At 55.6% G+C, this 15,134-nt stretch carries 14 protein-coding genes; 12 read left to right on the forward strand and 2 right to left on the reverse strand.

Annotation, left to right across the window (positions count from 1 at the left end):
* The first annotated feature begins 131 nt into the window (after positions 1–131).
* The 5 genes from AAF463_RS08145 to cheZ all read left to right on the forward strand — a co-directional run bounded on the left by AAF463_RS08145 (position 132) and on the right by cheZ (position 4,913).
* Complete coding sequence (locus AAF463_RS08145; RefSeq protein ID WP_137385648.1) at positions 132–1,808, forward strand: methyl-accepting chemotaxis protein; 1,677 nt, start codon at positions 132–134, stop codon at positions 1,806–1,808.
* Between the two features lie 103 nt (positions 1,809–1,911).
* A complete protein-coding gene (gene cheR / locus AAF463_RS08150; RefSeq protein WP_101764604.1) occupies positions 1,912–2,787 on the forward strand; it encodes a protein-glutamate O-methyltransferase CheR in 876 nt (291 codons plus the stop codon).
* Complete coding sequence (locus tag AAF463_RS08155; RefSeq protein ID WP_008102868.1) at positions 2,784–3,833, forward strand: chemotaxis response regulator protein-glutamate methylesterase; 1,050 nt, start codon at positions 2,784–2,786, stop codon at positions 3,831–3,833. The genes cheR and AAF463_RS08155 overlap by 4 nt, the downstream gene beginning before the upstream one ends.
* Positions 3,834–3,872: 39 nt before the next feature.
* Positions 3,873–4,262 carry a chemotaxis response regulator CheY gene (cheY, locus tag AAF463_RS08160; RefSeq protein WP_008102871.1) on the forward strand — a complete coding sequence of 130 codons (390 nt, stop codon included), beginning with the start codon at positions 3,873–3,875 and terminating at the stop codon, positions 4,260–4,262.
* 9 nt (positions 4,263–4,271) lie between these two features.
* Positions 4,272–4,913 carry a protein phosphatase CheZ gene (gene cheZ / locus AAF463_RS08165; RefSeq protein WP_101764603.1) on the forward strand — a complete coding sequence of 214 codons (642 nt, stop codon included), beginning with the start codon at positions 4,272–4,274 and terminating at the stop codon, positions 4,911–4,913.
* 128 nt (positions 4,914–5,041) lie between these two features.
* Here cheZ and AAF463_RS08170 read toward each other — a convergent pair whose 3' ends face one another.
* On the reverse strand, positions 5,042–5,860 hold the full coding sequence (locus AAF463_RS08170; RefSeq protein WP_110865995.1) for a DeoR/GlpR family DNA-binding transcription regulator: 819 nt from the start codon (positions 5,858–5,860) through the stop codon (positions 5,042–5,044).
* Positions 5,861–6,236: 376 nt separating this feature from the next.
* Between AAF463_RS08170 and AAF463_RS08175 the strand changes: the two genes are divergently transcribed.
* From AAF463_RS08175 to AAF463_RS08205, 7 genes are all read left to right on the forward strand, one after another.
* Complete coding sequence (locus AAF463_RS08175) at positions 6,237–7,034, forward strand: GolD/DthD family dehydrogenase (RefSeq protein ID WP_101764601.1); 798 nt, start codon at positions 6,237–6,239, stop codon at positions 7,032–7,034.
* Between the two features lie 63 nt (positions 7,035–7,097).
* Positions 7,098–8,033: a D-ribose ABC transporter substrate-binding protein gene (locus AAF463_RS08180; protein ID WP_192233605.1), complete on the forward strand. Its 936-nt coding sequence runs from the start codon at positions 7,098–7,100 to the stop codon at positions 8,031–8,033.
* A gap of 42 nt (positions 8,034–8,075) precedes the next feature.
* Positions 8,076–8,687 carry a DUF2291 domain-containing protein gene (locus AAF463_RS08185; RefSeq protein WP_110865997.1) on the forward strand — a complete coding sequence of 204 codons (612 nt, stop codon included), beginning with the start codon at positions 8,076–8,078 and terminating at the stop codon, positions 8,685–8,687.
* Between the two features lie 9 nt (positions 8,688–8,696).
* A complete protein-coding gene (locus AAF463_RS08190; protein WP_350261837.1) occupies positions 8,697–10,217 on the forward strand; it encodes a sugar ABC transporter ATP-binding protein in 1,521 nt (506 codons plus the stop codon).
* 20 nt (positions 10,218–10,237) lie between these two features.
* A complete protein-coding gene (locus tag AAF463_RS08195; RefSeq protein WP_101764597.1) occupies positions 10,238–11,305 on the forward strand; it encodes an ABC transporter permease in 1,068 nt (355 codons plus the stop codon).
* 11 nt (positions 11,306–11,316) lie between these two features.
* Entirely contained in the window at positions 11,317–12,114 is a 798-nt protein-coding gene (locus AAF463_RS08200; protein ID WP_350261838.1) for a glucose 1-dehydrogenase, read from the forward strand.
* A gap of 322 nt (positions 12,115–12,436) precedes the next feature.
* Positions 12,437–13,873, forward strand: a complete 1,437-nt coding sequence (locus tag AAF463_RS08205) for a YchO/YchP family invasin (RefSeq protein ID WP_350261839.1) — start codon at positions 12,437–12,439, stop codon at positions 13,871–13,873.
* A gap of 90 nt (positions 13,874–13,963) precedes the next feature.
* On the opposite strand, the gene AAF463_RS08210 is transcribed toward AAF463_RS08205, so the two are convergent.
* Positions 13,964–15,037: a porin gene (locus AAF463_RS08210; protein WP_101764594.1), complete on the reverse strand. Its 1,074-nt coding sequence runs from the start codon at positions 15,035–15,037 to the stop codon at positions 13,964–13,966.
* Between the last annotated feature and the right edge of the window lie 97 nt (positions 15,038–15,134).

Consider the following 15,134-nt stretch of genomic DNA (forward strand, 5'->3'; position numbering starts at 1 on the left):
CACGGGAGAGGGTTAGGGTGAGGGACAGCGAGCACCCATCAACCCCCGCTGGTCCAACCCCTGCGAACACACATAAAGATCCCCTCAGAAAAGCCGATAACAGAGGCGATCCGCCAACCAATGAGGTGTTTATGTTTAGTCGTATTCGTGTTGTATCCGGCCTGCTGTGCGTGCTGGCGCTGTTTGCCTTACTGCAGCTGTTCTCCGGTGGAGTGTTCTACTCCACGGTCAAAGCCGATAAAGAAAATTTTGCCTATAACCAGCGTCTTAGCACGCTGCAGCGGGCAATGGGCACCTCATGGGTATCGCTGGTTCAGGCGCGTAACACGCTGAACCGTGCGGGGATCCGTTACCTGCTGGACAGTCAGCAGGCTGGCTCAGGCGCAACCGTGAAAGATCTGGTGGCGCTGGCGAGTGAGGAGTTGAAGCACGCTGATGAGGGTTTTGCCGAATTTAACGCCAACCTGTCTGAAAAGGGCAAAAAGGCCGAGAACGTGCTGACGCTACAGGCCAACTACAACGCCTATCGCGGAGCATTGGGTGAGTTGATCGATTTCCTCAGTAGTGGAAATTTCAAAGGATTTGTCGATCAGCCGACGCAGGGATTCCAGGACAAGTTTGCTAAGGATTACAACGAATGGTTGAGCTACAACATTGTGCTCGCCAATCAGGGCATTGCAGCCAATGAGGCGGCGTATAACCAATCCATCATGCTGGTGGTCGGCACGCTGCTGGTGACCTTGCTGGTGATTGCGCTGGTGTGGAGCGGCATGCGTACGGTGCTGATCCGTCCGCTAAAGCACAGCATCGAGCACATTCGTCACATCGCGCGTGGCGATTTGACGCAGCAGGTGGAGATCACGGTGCGCAACGAGATGGGCGAGCTGCTCACCTCGGTGCAAGAGATGCAGCAAGAGCTGGCGCGGACGGTGCGTACCGTGCGTGACGGTTCCGATGCGATCTACACCGGTGCGAGTGAAATCGCCATGGGCAACAACGATCTCTCCTCGCGTACCGAGCAGCAAGCGGCTTCGCTGGAAGAGACCGCTGCCAGCATGGAGCAGTTAACCGCCACGGTGAAGCAGAACGCCGAAAATGCCCGTCAGGCGTCACAGCTGGCGCTCACCGCCTCGGAGACCGCGCAGCAGGGCGGCAAAGTGGTGGATGGCGTGGTGACTACCATGAAAGAGATCACCGGCAGCTCGAAGAAAATCGCTGACATCATCAGCGTGATCGACGGCATTGCCTTCCAGACCAATATCCTCGCACTGAACGCTGCGGTAGAAGCGGCACGCGCCGGTGAGCAGGGACGTGGATTTGCCGTGGTAGCGGGCGAGGTGCGCAGTCTGGCACAGCGCAGCGCGCAGGCGGCGAAAGAGATTAAAGGATTGATCGAGGATTCGGTCAGCCGTGTCAACACCGGTTCCGTGCTGGTGGAGAGCGCCGGGGAAACCATGACCAACATCGTGAATGCGGTCACGCGCGTCACCGACATCATGGGCGAAATCGCCTCGGCGTCGGACGAGCAGAGCCGTGGTATCGATCAGGTCGGTCTGGCGGTGAACGAGATGGATCGCGTGACGCAGCAGAACGCCGCGCTGGTCGAAGAGTCGGCAACGGCGGCGGCCGCGCTGGAAGATCAGGCCAGCCGACTGAAACAGTCGGTTGCGGTGTTCAATATCGGTAAAGAATTTGTCGTTCAGGCCGTTAACGTATCTACAGCGGCAAAAAATTTGCGTTCCGGCACGCCAAAAGCACTGGCACCGGCAGGCGCACGTAGCACTGACGATAACTGGGAAACCTTTTAATCCTTGTGGCCGCCGCAAGGCGGCCCATGAGAATGGCGCGACTGGCAGCACAGTAGCAACCGCAGTATCACAATTTAAACAGTTTGTTGCCGGGTGACCTGAAATGAAGAAATCGACGTTATTGGATCAAAGTGAAGCGACCACGCTGCTCTCGCAAATGGTGCAGCGGTTACCGCTCTCAGATACGCATTTTCGTCGCATTAGCCAGCTGATCTATCAGCGCGCGGGCATTGTGCTGGCCGATCACAAACGCGAGATGGTTTACAACCGTTTAGTGCGTCGTCTGCGCATGCTGAATATTGATGACTTTGGCCGCTATCTGGCGCTGCTGGAGCAAGACCAAAACAGTGCGGAGTGGCAGGCGTTTATTAACGCGCTGACCACCAATCTGACCTCTTTCTTCCGCGAGGCGCATCACTTTCCGATCCTCGCGGATCATGCGCGTAAGCGCACGGGTAACTACAGCGTGTGGAGCACCGCCGCCTCAACCGGCGAAGAGCCGTACTCCATCGCCATGACGCTGGCGGAAACGCTGGGCACCGGTCCGGGTAAATTCCAGGTCCACGCCAGCGATATCGATACCCAGGTGCTCGAGAAAGCCGTGGCCGGCGTGTATCGCCAGGAAGAGCTACGCACGCTATCGCAGTCGCAGCTGCAGCGCTTTTTCCTGCGCGGCACCGGTCCGCATGAAGGCATGGTGCGCGTGCGTTCCGACCTCGCCAACATGGTGAACTATACGCAACTGAATTTACTGGCACACGACTGGGCGTTGCCGGGTCCGTTCGACGCAATTTTCTGTCGCAACGTGATGATTTATTTCGATAAAGAGACGCAGGAACAGATTCTGCGCCGTTTCGTGCCTCTGCTGAAACCCGGCGGTCTGCTGTTTGCCGGGCATTCAGAGAACTTTAGTCAGATCAGCAAAGAGTTCTGGCTGCGTGGACAGACAGTCTATGGACTGAGCAAGGAAAGACGATGAGCAAAATCACCGTGATGTGCGTGGATGACTCTGCGCTGATGCGACAGTTGATGACAGAAATCATCAACAGCCATCCCGATATGGAGATGGTCGCGAGTGCGCCCGATCCGCTGGTGGCGCGGGATTTAATCAAACAGTACAACCCGCAGGTATTGACGCTGGATGTGGAGATGCCGCGCATGGATGGCCTCGATTTCCTCGAGAAGCTGATGCGCCTGCGTCCGATGCCGGTGGTGATGGTCTCCTCGCTGACCGGTAAAGGTTCAGAAGTGACGCTGCGCGCGCTGGAGCTGGGTGCGGTGGATTTTGTCACCAAGCCACAGCTCGGCATCCGCGAAGGCATGCTGGCGTATAGCCAGATGATTGCTGACAAGATCCGCGCCGCCGCGCGCGCCAAGCTGCATGTGCGTGCCTCCACGCCGATGCCGGTCACGTTGAAAGCCGGCCCGTTGCTGAGCAGTGAAAAGCTGATCGCCATCGGCTCGTCCACCGGCGGAACCGAGGCGATTCGCCATGTGCTGCAGCCGCTGCCGGCGACCAGCCCGGCGCTGCTGATTACCCAGCATATGCCGCCAGGCTTTACGCGCTCGTTTGCCGAGCGTCTGAATAAATTGTGCCAAATCACCGTGAAAGAAGCGGAAGACGGCGAGCGTATTCTGCCCGGCCACGCCTATATCGCGCCGGGCGCCATGCACATGGAGCTGGGCCGAAGCGGGGCCAACTATGTGGTGAAACTGAATGACGGTCCGCCAGTGAACCGACACAAGCCATCGGTGGATGTGCTGTTCCGTTCGGTGGCGGTGCACGCAGGACGAAATGCGGTGGGTGTGATTCTGACCGGGATGGGTAACGACGGCGCGGCCGGGATGCTGGAAATGCATCGCGCGGGCGCCTGGACCATCGCGCAGGATGAAGCCAGCTGCGTGGTATTTGGTATGCCGCGCGAAGCGATTGCGATGGGCGGCACCAGTGAAGTGGTCGATTTAGGCCACATCAGTCAGCACATGCTGGCGAAAATTAGCGCCGGACAGGCATTGCGAATTTAACGAGCCCGTCCTGCTGGACGAGACAACACGGGAGTAGATATGGCTGATAAAAATATGCGCTTTTTGGTGGTGGATGACTTCAATACGATGCGTCGTATTGTCCGTAACCTGCTGAAAGAGCTTGGATTCAATAACGTTGAAGAAGCAGAAGATGGCGTCGATGCGCTGACCAAACTGCGTGCCGGTGGCTTTGATTTCGTGGTTTCCGACTGGAACATGCCGAACATGGACGGTCTGGAGCTGCTGCAAACCATCCGTGCTGACGCCACGCTGAACAAACTGCCGGTGCTGATGGTGACCGCGGAAGCGAAGAAAGAGAATATCATCGCGGCCGCGCAGGCGGGCGCCAGCGGCTACGTGGTGAAGCCGTTCACGGCGGCCACGCTGGAAGAGAAGTTAGGCAAAATATTCGAAAAACTGGGTATGTAAGGAGATGTGATGAGCGACCTTCCGAAATCAACCGAAGAAGCCTCGGCACACGACATTATTACCCGCATCGGCTCACTGACGCGCATGTTGCGTGACAGTTTGCGTGAGCTGGGGTTAGACCAGGCAATTGCTGAAGCGGCGGAAGCGATTCCTGATGCGCGCGATCGTCTGGATTATGTTGTGCAAATGACGGCGCAAGCGGCAGAACGTGCGTTGAACTGCGTTGAAGCAGCGCAGCCACACCAGGACCAAATGGAAGCCGGCGCCAACCAGCTGAAAGGCCGTTGGGATGCGTGGTTTGAAAATCCGATTGAACTGACAGATGCGCGCGAGTTGGTTTCGGATACGCGCCAGTTCCTGACTGACGTTCCGGGACACACGTCGTACACCAATAAGCAGTTGCTCGAAATCATGATGGCACAGGATTTCCAGGACCTGACCGGTCAGGTGATCAAGCGCATGATGGATGTGATCCAGGAGATCGAGCGTCAGCTGTTGATGGTGCTACTGGAGAATATGCCAGAAGCCAACGCCGCGGCGCGTAAAGAGGGCAACAGCCTGCTGAACGGTCCGCAGATCCACGCCAATGCACCCGGCGTGGTGGCGAACCAGGATCAGGTTGATGACCTGCTGGATAGCTTAGGGTTTTAAACACGTTTGCCCTCACCCTAACCCTCTCCCACAGGTGGGAGAGGGAACCGTTCGGGCCTGCATATGGCAGCGTCTCCCTCGCCCGCTTGCGGGAGAGGGCCGGGGTGAGGGACAGCGCGCACCGCACCTTACACCGCGCGCTTCTGCGTCAACGCCGACTGCGCCACCAGCACCTGCACACCTAACGCCTCAAACGCCGCGACCTGCGCCGGCGAAATGCCGCTATCGGTAATCAGATAGTGAATATGGCTCCAGTCGCACGGCAGCGCGAACATCGACACCTTATCGATCTTGCTGGAATCCGCCACCACATACACGCTGTTAGCCGAATTGATCATCGCCATTTTCACCTTGATATCGGTCTCGCTGGGAAAGCTCAAACCGAGACGCGGTGAGATACAGGCCGTGGCAAGAAACAGCTTCTCCGCCAGCACGTTTTCGAAAAACGAGGCGGCTTTCTCACCTGAAGTCGAAAGCGTCGGGAACTTAAAAGTGCCACCGGTCAGCAAAATATTGATACCCGGCTCGCCACCCAGCTTCAGCGCGATATTCACCGCCGTGGTGATCACCGATAAACGACGAATATGGCTGATCGCCTCGGCAATGGCCGTGGTGGTGGTACCGGAATCGAAAATCACCGTGTCGCCATTTTCCACATGCTGCGCGGCAAGGCGGCCAATCGCCTGTTTTTCTTCCAGATGTGTTTGACGCTCCAGCAACATCGCGCCGGTATTCTGCTTGCCGGTCATCAGCGTGGCGCCGCCGTGATAACGCTGTACGTGCCCCTCTTGCTGCAACATGCGCAAGTCGGTTCGAATGGTGGCTTCGGTCAGGCCGAAGGTATCGGTCAGCGCTTTAACCGTGACGGTGCCGTCTTCGCGGATCATCTCCAGAATCTTCTCACGGCGCTGCTGCATATCTGCCAGCTGCTCAGTTTTGCTTTTCAATCGAAATGCTCCCTCTTTCCAATCACGGTCGGGTTTCGCCAATAAGGAAACCCGAGCTGATTTTACTCTGCGATTTGGCCATTTGCGAGGTAGCTTCCAGAAACATTCATTTTCGAATGAAAATCATCATTTGCTATGCGATTGATTTCGCAGAAAGCCGTCAGCAGCTCGCTCCATGTCCTGAACGCGGCGAATTTTGCAAATTCAACAAAATCATGAAGATAATTTTTATTGCTGCAATTTGTATGAAATTTGATCTCCTCCACAAACCATTATTAATCGATAGCTTATATTTTTGTTCGAAAATGATATTTTTAAAAACGATAACCCGGCCAGCAATAACCAGCGCCGCCGTACACCATTATGGAGAGAGACGATGAGTGGGGAATATGATGTTAACCTGCGCTACGGCGTGAACATTGAGCAGGATTTAACCGGCAAAGTGGCGGTAGTCACCGGCGGGCTGGGCGGGATTGCGATGGCCAGTAATGCCATGCTGCTGGAGAAGGGCGCACGGCTGGCGCTGCTCTATCCGCCCTTCGAAAGCGACAAAGTGGCTGGCGTGCAGGATCAATTTGCTGCCGATCGCGTGCTGCTGGTGTGCTGCGACGTGACCGATCCGGCCTCGGTTGAAGCGGCATTTGATCGCGTCGAACAACATTACGGTCAGATTGATATCCTGGTGAACTGCGCGGGCTACGTGATGTTGCAACCGGTGTTAGAAACCGATTTTGCCGAGTGGCAGAAGCAGATCGACGTCAATCTCACCGGTCCTTTCCTCTGCTCGCAGGCGGCCGGTAAACGCATGGTGCGCGCCGGTAACGGCGGCAAAATCATCAACATTGCGTCGCAGGCCGCCTCCATCGCTATCGATAACCACGTTGCTTACACCTCCGCCAAAGCCGGTCTGCTCGGCATGACCAAAGTGATGGCCAAAGAGTTCGCTCCCTATCGCATTAACGTCAATACCTTATCGCCCACCGTGGTATTGACGCCGATGGGTGAAAAAGCCTGGCGCGGTGAGAAGGGCGAGCAGATGAAAAAGCTGATCCCGCTGGGACGCTTTGCCTATACCGACGAAATCGCCGCCGCGGTGCTGTTCTTCGCCAGCAACGGCAGCGACATGATCACCGGCGCAGATTTGATGATCGACGGTGGCTTTACCATCTGGTAAGCCGCGCCAACACCAGAACGGCTGACCCTGCGTGACCCACTATAACAATGAGAGAACCTCACCATGAAAAAACGTACCCTGCTGTTAACTGCTATTGCCAGTTGCCTGATCTCCCAAGCCAGTTTCGCTGCCGATAAAGGCACCATCATGATCCTGGTGAACTCGCTGGATAACCCGTATTACGCCTCCGAAGCCAAAGGTGCCAACCTCAAAGCGCAGGAGCTGGGCTATAAAACCAGCGTGCTGTCGCATGGCGAAGATGTGAAAAAGCAAAGTGAACTGATTGATGCCGCCATCGGCAAAAAGGTGCAGGGCATCGTGCTGGATAACGCCGACTCCACCGCCAGCGTCGCCGCGATTAAAAAAGCCAAAGATGCCGGCATTCCGGTGGTGCTGATCAACCGCGAAATCCCGGTGGATGACGTGGCGCTGGCGCAGATCACCCACAACAACTTCCAGGCCGGCTCCGACGTGGCAAACGTGTTTGTGGAGAAGATGGGGGAAAAGGGCAGCTACGCGGAACTCACCTGTAACCTTGCTGACAACAACTGCGTCACACGCTCCAAATCCTTCCATCAGGTGCTCGACCAATATCCCGATATGAAAAGCGTGGCGCGTCAGGATGCCAAAGGCACGCTGATTGACGGCAAACGCATCATGGACAGCATTCTGCAGGCGCATCCGGATGTGAAAGGCGTGATCTGCGGTAACGGCCCCGTGGCGCTGGGTGCGATTGCAGCTCTGAAAGCGGCAGGCCGTAACGACGTCATCGTGGTCGGCATTGACGGCAGCAATGATGAACGTGACGCGGTGGAAAAAGGGGATCTGAAAGCCACGGTGATGCTGCAGGCACAAGCCATCGCCGCACAGGGCGTGACCGACCTCGACAACTTTATTCAGAAAGGCACCAAGCCTGAGAAGCAGCGCGTGATGTTCCGCGGCATTCTCATTACGCCAGACAACGCCAAAGGCGTGCAGGACTTTAACTTCAAGTCGTAATCAATGCGGTGCGCCCGTAGATCGGGCGCCCAGGAGAATGTGATGCACAGACGACTCTGGTTACTGCTTCCTGTCGTGATCCTTAGCGGTTGCCGCATTGTGTCGCAGCAGGAGCTGGCCGACCTGAAAAATCCTCCCAATCCCAAAATGGGCAATATTGCCCAAACGTGGCAACAGAAGCTGGTACCGCAAGTTCAACATGATGCGAAGCCGGTGGCCGAGTTATTGAATGCGCTGAAATCCGCCAAAGATTTTGATAGCGCTTGTAAAACCTACGGCTATCGCAGTCAGGATGAGAACCCGTGCGTGTTCAGTGTCAACGTGAGCGGTGAAATCACGGCGGTTAACACCACGTCGCGTAACGGTCGGATGACAGTGAAAGATGTGTCCGGTGACACCGTCACGGTGCAGGTTGGCCCGATTTTTCCGGGCACGGTGTTGCGCGATGCCTACAAAGGTGCCAGCTATCAGGACTTTAACGATCAGGTGCTGTTCGGCGATTACAGTCGCGCGATCAATCAGCAAGCGGCGAACATGATGAGTGCTTTCAAGCCCAAAGTGGGTGACAAAGTGCAGCTGGCTGGCGTGTTTAGCAGCTTTGATACGCCGGAACAGGTGCCGAATGTGACACCAGCGGCGATTACACGTCAGTAAGGAGCGGATATGCAACAGCCTCAACATGACGTGATCATTGAAACCCGCAACGTGTCGCGCATCTATCCCGGCGTCACCGCGCTGGATCAGGTCAATTATCGCGTTTATCGCAACAAAGTTAACGTGCTGATTGGCGAAAACGGCGCGGGCAAATCCACCATGATGAAAATGCTGGCGGGCGTGGAGATCCCGTCATCCGGCGAGATTCTGCTGGACGGCGCAGCGGTGTCGCTGAGCTCCACGCATCAGGCGGAAAAACAGGGCATCAGCATTATTTTTCAGGAGCTGAACCTGTTTCCCAATATGAACGTGATGGACAACATCTTCATGGCCAATGAGTTTTTCCAGCGCGGCGTGATCAACGAGAAGTATCAGTATTCGCTCGCCAAAGCGTTGCTGGAACGGCTGGAGCTGGATGTCGATCCCTACGCGCCGCTGGCTGAACTCGGTATCGGCCATCAGCAGCTGGTGGAGATCGCCCGCGCGCTGTCCAAGGACACGCGCGTGCTGATCATGGATGAACCGACCAGCGCGCTCAGCCAGTCAGAAGTGAAAGTGCTGTTCAACGTCATCGACCAGCTTAAACGGCGCGGCGTCACCATTATCTATATCTCACATCGGCTGGAAGAGCTGATGGAGATTGGCGATCACATCACCATCTTCCGCGACGGACGCTTCATCAGCGAACGCGAAGTCCGCGACGCCTCGATTCCGTGGATCATCGAGCAGATGGTGGGCGACAAGAAGAAACACTTCGATTATCAACCGGCGACGCAGGGTGAAACGGTACTCACCGTCAACGGGCTGACCGCGCTGCATCAAAACGGCGGTTACAAGCTCAATGATGTCTCTTTCTCGCTGCGAAAAGGTGAAGTGATTGGCATCTACGGTTTGCTGGGCGCCGGGCGCACCGAGTTGTTCAAAGGGTTGATTGGCATGATGCACTGTCAGTCGGGCAGCGTCAGTCTGAACGGCGAAGCGCTGGAGAAGCGCAGTTTCCAGCAGCGACTGAAAAAAGGCATCACGCTGGTGCCGGAAGATCGGCAAACCGAAGGCGTGGTACAGCTGATGTCGATCACCGCCAACATGACGCTCAGCGATCTCAGCCTGCGGGGTTTCCGCCGCTGCTGGCGCAAGCTCAATCCGCACAACGAGCAGCGCCGTGTGGATGAAATGATTGGCCATCTCGCTATCAAGGTCAGCGATCCCGAGCTGCCGATCACCTCCTTAAGCGGCGGCAATCAGCAAAAAGTGGTGCTGGGCAAAGCCCTGATGACCGGGCCGCAGGTGGTGCTGCTGGATGAGCCCACGCGCGGCATTGATGTGGGGGCAAAAACCGATGTTTATCACCTGATTGGCAACCTGGCGCAGCAGGGATTGGCGGTGATGCTCTCCTCGTCCGAACTGGATGAAGTGATGGCGCTGGCTGACCGTATTCTGGTGATGGCGGATGGTCGCATCACCGCCGATTTACCGCGCGCGGCGGCCACGCGCGAAGCCCTGATTAGCGCCTCAACGCCACATGATTGAGCCCGCTGGAGAGTAAAACGATGAATCAAAAATACCTGATCTATATGTACCTGCTTAAGGCGCGTACCTTTATTGCCTTGCTGATCGTGGTGAGTTTCTTCAGCTTTATGGTGCCTAACTTTCTCACCACCTCCAACTTGCTGATCATGACGCAGCATGTGGCAATTACCGGCTTGCTGGCGATTGGCATGACGCTGGTGATTTTGACTGGCGGCATCGATCTTTCGGTTGGGGCGGTGGCAGGCATATGCGGCATGGTGGCGGGTGCGCTGCTCACCAACGGCGTACCGCTGTGGGGCGGCAACGTACTGTTTTTCAATGTGCCCGAAGTGATTCTGGTGGTGGCGCTGTTTGGCGTGGCGCTGGGATTGATTAATGGCGCGGTGGTGACGCGACTCGGCGTAGCGCCGTTTATCTGTACGCTCGGCATGATGTACGTGGCACGCGGCGCCGCGCTGCTGTTCAACGATGGCAGCACGTACGCCAACCTTGTCGGCACGCCAGCACTGGGTAATACCGGCTTCGCCTTGCTCGGTTCGGGTTCGATATTGGGCGTGTATATCCCGATATGGATGATGCTCGGCTTCCTGCTGCTGGGGTTGTATCTGACGCGTAAAACACCGCTGGGTCGTTATATCTATGCCACCGGTGGCAACGAATCGGCGGCGCGCCTGGCAGGTGTGCCGATTATCAAGGTCAAAGTGTTTGTCTACGCCTTTTCCGGCTTGTGTGCCGCGCTGGTCGGTTTGATTGTGGCGTCGCAGTTGCAAACCGCGCACCCGATGACCGGCAACATGTTCGAGATGGACGCCATCGGTGCCACGGTGCTGGGCGGCACGGCACTGGCGGGTGGACGCGGTCGCGTTTCAGGCTCGATTATCGGTGCTTTTGTCATCGTGTTTCTCGCCGATGGCATGGTGATGATGGGCGTCAGCGATTTCTGGCAAATGGTGATCAAAGGCCTGGTGATTGTCACTGCGGTGGTGATCGATCAGTTCCAGCAAAAATTACAAAGTAAGGTGGTGCTGCTGCGCAGACATGAAAAAAAGCAGCAATCGGCCGCCCTGCCTGAAGCGACACATGGATAACAGGAGGCAATATGACACGCGATTTTAGTGGAAAGACGGTGGTGATTACCGGCGCCTGCCGCGGCATTGGCGCGGGCATTGCAGCGCGCTTTGCCCGCGACGGGGCGCGTTTGGTGATGGTGTCGAATTCGGAACGCGTTTTCAGTACCGCGCAGGCCATCGAACAGCAGTTTGGCAGTGAGGTTCTGGCGCTGCAGGTCGATGTTACCGATGAAACGGAGGTACAGCAGCTTTATCAGCAGGCGGCTGAGCGCTTTGGCAGCATTGATGTGTCGATTCAGAATGCGGGGGTGATTACCATCGATCGTTTCGATGCGATGCCCAAAAGTGACTTCGAGAAGATCCTTGCGGTGAACACCACGGGCGTGTGGCTGTGCTGCCGGGAAGCGGCGAAATATATGGTGAAACAGGGCAGCGGCAGCCTGATCAACACCTCGTCCGGTCAGGGACGGCAGGGTTTCATTTATACGCCGCACTATGCCGCCAGCAAGATGGGCGTGATCGGTATTACTCAAAGCCTGGCGCTGGAGTTGGCGCCGTGGCATATCACGGTGAATGCCTTCTGTCCGGGCATCATCGAGAGTGAAATGTGGGACTACAACGATCGCGTGTGGGGCGAGATCCTCAGCAGCGATAAAAAGCAGTATGGCAAAGGCGAACTGATGGCCGAATGGGTGGAAAACATCCCGCTTAAACGCGCAGGGCAGCCGGAAGATGTCGCTGGCTTAGTGGTTTTCCTCGCCTCTGACGATGCGCGCTATATCACCGGGCAGACCATCAATGTGGATGGCGGTTTAATCTTTTCCTGATAGTTCGCTGTTGGGTCGCCATTAATGGCGTAATGCTAAACATGAAGCCTTATGACCGCACCTTCCGTAGCGGCGTGATTCATCGCGCAATGCATTGCGCCGCTACAATGTGCGCGCTCAATGATTTGAGATGTCATCTCTTGATGGGCAAGCAGGGCACAACATATTGCGTCGCCTGCTTACCTACATTCTGATTTTTTCGTTTTCTGCCTTAATCGAAACCAGACATGTCCGGCACTTGCATCAGAATATGCTAGGGTAGACTTATGCAGTTTTGTGAGCCACCTCTAATTCTGAACCGGGTCGAACCCTATTTTTAGCTATGTTATTTACTTTGTTATCACCTAAAAGCGTGCGTTATCTCTCTGGTTTTTCACTACTTGCCGCATCCGCGCCTGCGCTGGCGTTGATCTCTGACACTAAACTCGCCGATGCGCCGTTTAGCGATCCCACACGTTTCCAGAAAATGGCCGATCAGTTGCCTGCATTGGGTTACCAGGATGAAACGGAAGCGTTCAACAAAAAACTGGCGACCATTGCCAAAAGCATTGGTGAAGCCAGCCAGAACAGTACGGACGACAATGCCCTTGGCCAGCAGGCGGGGCTGTGGGCCTTTAACCATTTCCGCGATGAAGTGGGCAATCGACTGGTTGATGAAGGCCAGTCGCTGTTGTCACCGTATGGCAATGCTCAAATCGATTTCAATGTGGATATGGAGGGCAATTTTGCCGGCAGCGGTGCTTCGCTGCTGACACCCTGGGCGGATAACTATCGCTACCTGACCTTCAGTCAGGTCGGCTTTCATCAAACTGATGATGGGCTGGTCGGCAATGCTGGCCTCGGGCAACGTTGGGTGGCAGGAAAATGGCTGCTGGGCTATAACGGTTTCGTCGATCGCATGTTCAGCAGTGGCCTACAGCGCGCTTCGCTGGGGACCGAAGCATGGGGCGATTATCTGCGCTTCTCCGCCAACTACTATACGCCGCTGTCGGGCTGGCAGGATCGCAATCCCTTCCAGCAGCAGCGCATGGCGCGCGGCTATGATTTCACCACCCAAGGCTATTTGCCGCACTATCGTCAACTCGGTGCGTCAGTAAGCTGGCAGCAATATCTGGGCGATAACGTCGATCTGTTTAGCTCCGGCAACCGCTACCACAATCCGTCAGCATTAACCTTTGGTGTCACCTACACACCGGTGCCGCTGGTGACCTTATCTGCCAGCCATAAAACCAGCGACAGCGGTGAGAGCCAGGATCAGCTCGGCTTGCGTCTCAACTATCGCTTTGGCGTGGCGCTCAGCCAGCAGCTGAGTCCGGATAACGTAGCGGCTGCGCACTCACTGCGCGGCAGTCGCTACGATAACGTGACGCGCAGCTATACGCCGGTGCTGGAATATCGCCAGCGTAAAACGCTGTCGGTGTTTCTCGCTACGCCGCCGTGGCAGCTGAATGGCGGAGAAAGTTTGCCGCTGAAATTGCAAATCCGCAGCACCAATCCGATCGCTAAAGTGATGTGGCAGGGCGATACCCAGGCGCTGAGCCTGACGCCGGGTGCCAATCCCAACGATCCACAGGGCTGGAGCGTGATCCTGCCCGCGTGGGATAGCTCGCCGGGTGCGCGTAACAGCTATCGACTGTCGGTGGTGTTAGAAGACAGCAAACAGAACCGGGTCACCTCGAACGAAATCGTCCTGCAATTGCAACCGCCGTTCTCACTGGAACAGGGCGATGATGAGCGCTTTGATTTGATGGCGCCGTAATCGCCTCGCACCAATAAAAAAGGGCAGCTTTCGCTGCCCTTTGCGCATATTCAGCCGACACTAGCCGAACAGCCATGAGGGTATTGCCACTTAGAACTGGTAAATCAGACCCACAGCGGTGACATCATCAGAAGCGATGCCCAACGCATTATCATCTTTCAACAGGTTGATCTTGTATTCAGCATACACAGACATGTTTTTGTTGAAGTAGTAGGTTCCACCTACAGCGACGTATTTGGTGAGATCGACATCACCAATATTTTCAATCTCTTTGCCTTTCGATGAAACATAGCCGATTGAAGGACGCAGTCCGTTAATGAACTGATACTGCGCAACGGCTTCAAAGTTAACGGCTTTGTTAGCGAAGCCACCAGTGATTGGGGTTGCGTTGAGCGTTTCGCCGTACATGGTTGCCAGGTAAATCTGGTTCGCATCGTATTTCAGGCCCGCAGTCCAGTGCTGTGCTTTCTCGCCTTCGCCACGTAAGGCCTGGTTCTGCGTATTGGTACGATCCAGGCTCGCGTAAGCGCCAACCAGGCTCAGACCGAAATCGAAATCATAAGAAGTGGAGAGGGCGAAGCCATCACCATTCGAACGGCGTACGGCAATGTTTGCATCGTTACGATCGTTTTTCCCTTCATACTGAGCAGCAACGTTCCAGCCTTTCACCAGACCGAAGAAATCTTTGTTGCGCCAGGTCAACACGCCACCTGAGCGGCTGGACAGGAACCCATCAGAGTAACCTTGATCGCCACCAAAGAAGGGCAGCATATCGGTGTAGCCCAGCACGTCATAAATTAAACCGTAGTTACGACCGTAATCGATCGAGCCGAACTGACCAAACTTCAGGCCAGCAAAGCCCAGGCGGGTTCTGTTACCGCTGTTGGCATCGCTGCCTTCAGAGTTGCTCAGGCTGTACTGGTACTGCCATTGACCGTAGCCGGTTAGTTGATCGTTGATCTTGGTTTCGCCTTTAAAACCAATACGGGTATAAGACGAGGTATCACCATTTGACCCTTCGTTATCGGAGAACAGATGCGAGACGTTAATTTTGCCAGTCAGGTCCAGCTTGTTGCCATCTTTGTTATAGATTTCGGCGGCCTGAGCCGAAGAAAGTCCCAGCAGTAAAGGCATCACTGCTGCCAGTAAGGAGCGCTTCATCATTTAATTTTTACCCTGTGATATTTTTTAATTTTGTCCCCATCTGCGGGGTGAAAAGAAAATGACACAAAAGGTTCAAGATCGACAGTGCAATATATGT

The sequence above is a fragment of the Pantoea sp. BJ2 genome (assembly GCF_040255075.1).
Classification (GTDB): Bacteria; Pseudomonadota; Gammaproteobacteria; order Enterobacterales; family Enterobacteriaceae; genus Pantoea; species Pantoea leporis.

Coding starts and splice junctions, on each gene's coding strand:
- AAF463_RS08145 (WP_137385648.1), top strand. CDS start 132: ATGTTTAGTCGTATTCGTGTTGTATCCGGCCTGCTGTGCGTGCTGGCG.
- cheR (WP_101764604.1), top strand. CDS start 1,912: ATGAAGAAATCGACGTTATTGGATCAAAGTGAAGCGACCACGCTGCTC.
- AAF463_RS08155 (WP_008102868.1), top strand. CDS start 2,784: ATGAGCAAAATCACCGTGATGTGCGTGGATGACTCTGCGCTGATGCGA.
- cheY (WP_008102871.1), top strand. CDS start 3,873: ATGGCTGATAAAAATATGCGCTTTTTGGTGGTGGATGACTTCAATACG.
- cheZ (WP_101764603.1), top strand. CDS start 4,272: ATGAGCGACCTTCCGAAATCAACCGAAGAAGCCTCGGCACACGACATT.
- AAF463_RS08175 (WP_101764601.1), top strand. CDS start 6,237: ATGAGTGGGGAATATGATGTTAACCTGCGCTACGGCGTGAACATTGAG.
- AAF463_RS08180 (WP_192233605.1), top strand. CDS start 7,098: ATGAAAAAACGTACCCTGCTGTTAACTGCTATTGCCAGTTGCCTGATC.
- AAF463_RS08185 (WP_110865997.1), top strand. CDS start 8,076: ATGCACAGACGACTCTGGTTACTGCTTCCTGTCGTGATCCTTAGCGGT.
- AAF463_RS08190 (WP_350261837.1), top strand. CDS start 8,697: ATGCAACAGCCTCAACATGACGTGATCATTGAAACCCGCAACGTGTCG.
- AAF463_RS08195 (WP_101764597.1), top strand. CDS start 10,238: ATGAATCAAAAATACCTGATCTATATGTACCTGCTTAAGGCGCGTACC.
- AAF463_RS08200 (WP_350261838.1), top strand. CDS start 11,317: ATGACACGCGATTTTAGTGGAAAGACGGTGGTGATTACCGGCGCCTGC.
- AAF463_RS08205 (WP_350261839.1), top strand. CDS start 12,437: ATGTTATTTACTTTGTTATCACCTAAAAGCGTGCGTTATCTCTCTGGT.
- AAF463_RS08210 (WP_101764594.1), bottom strand. CDS start 15,037: ATGATGAAGCGCTCCTTACTGGCAGCAGTGATGCCTTTACTGCTGGGA.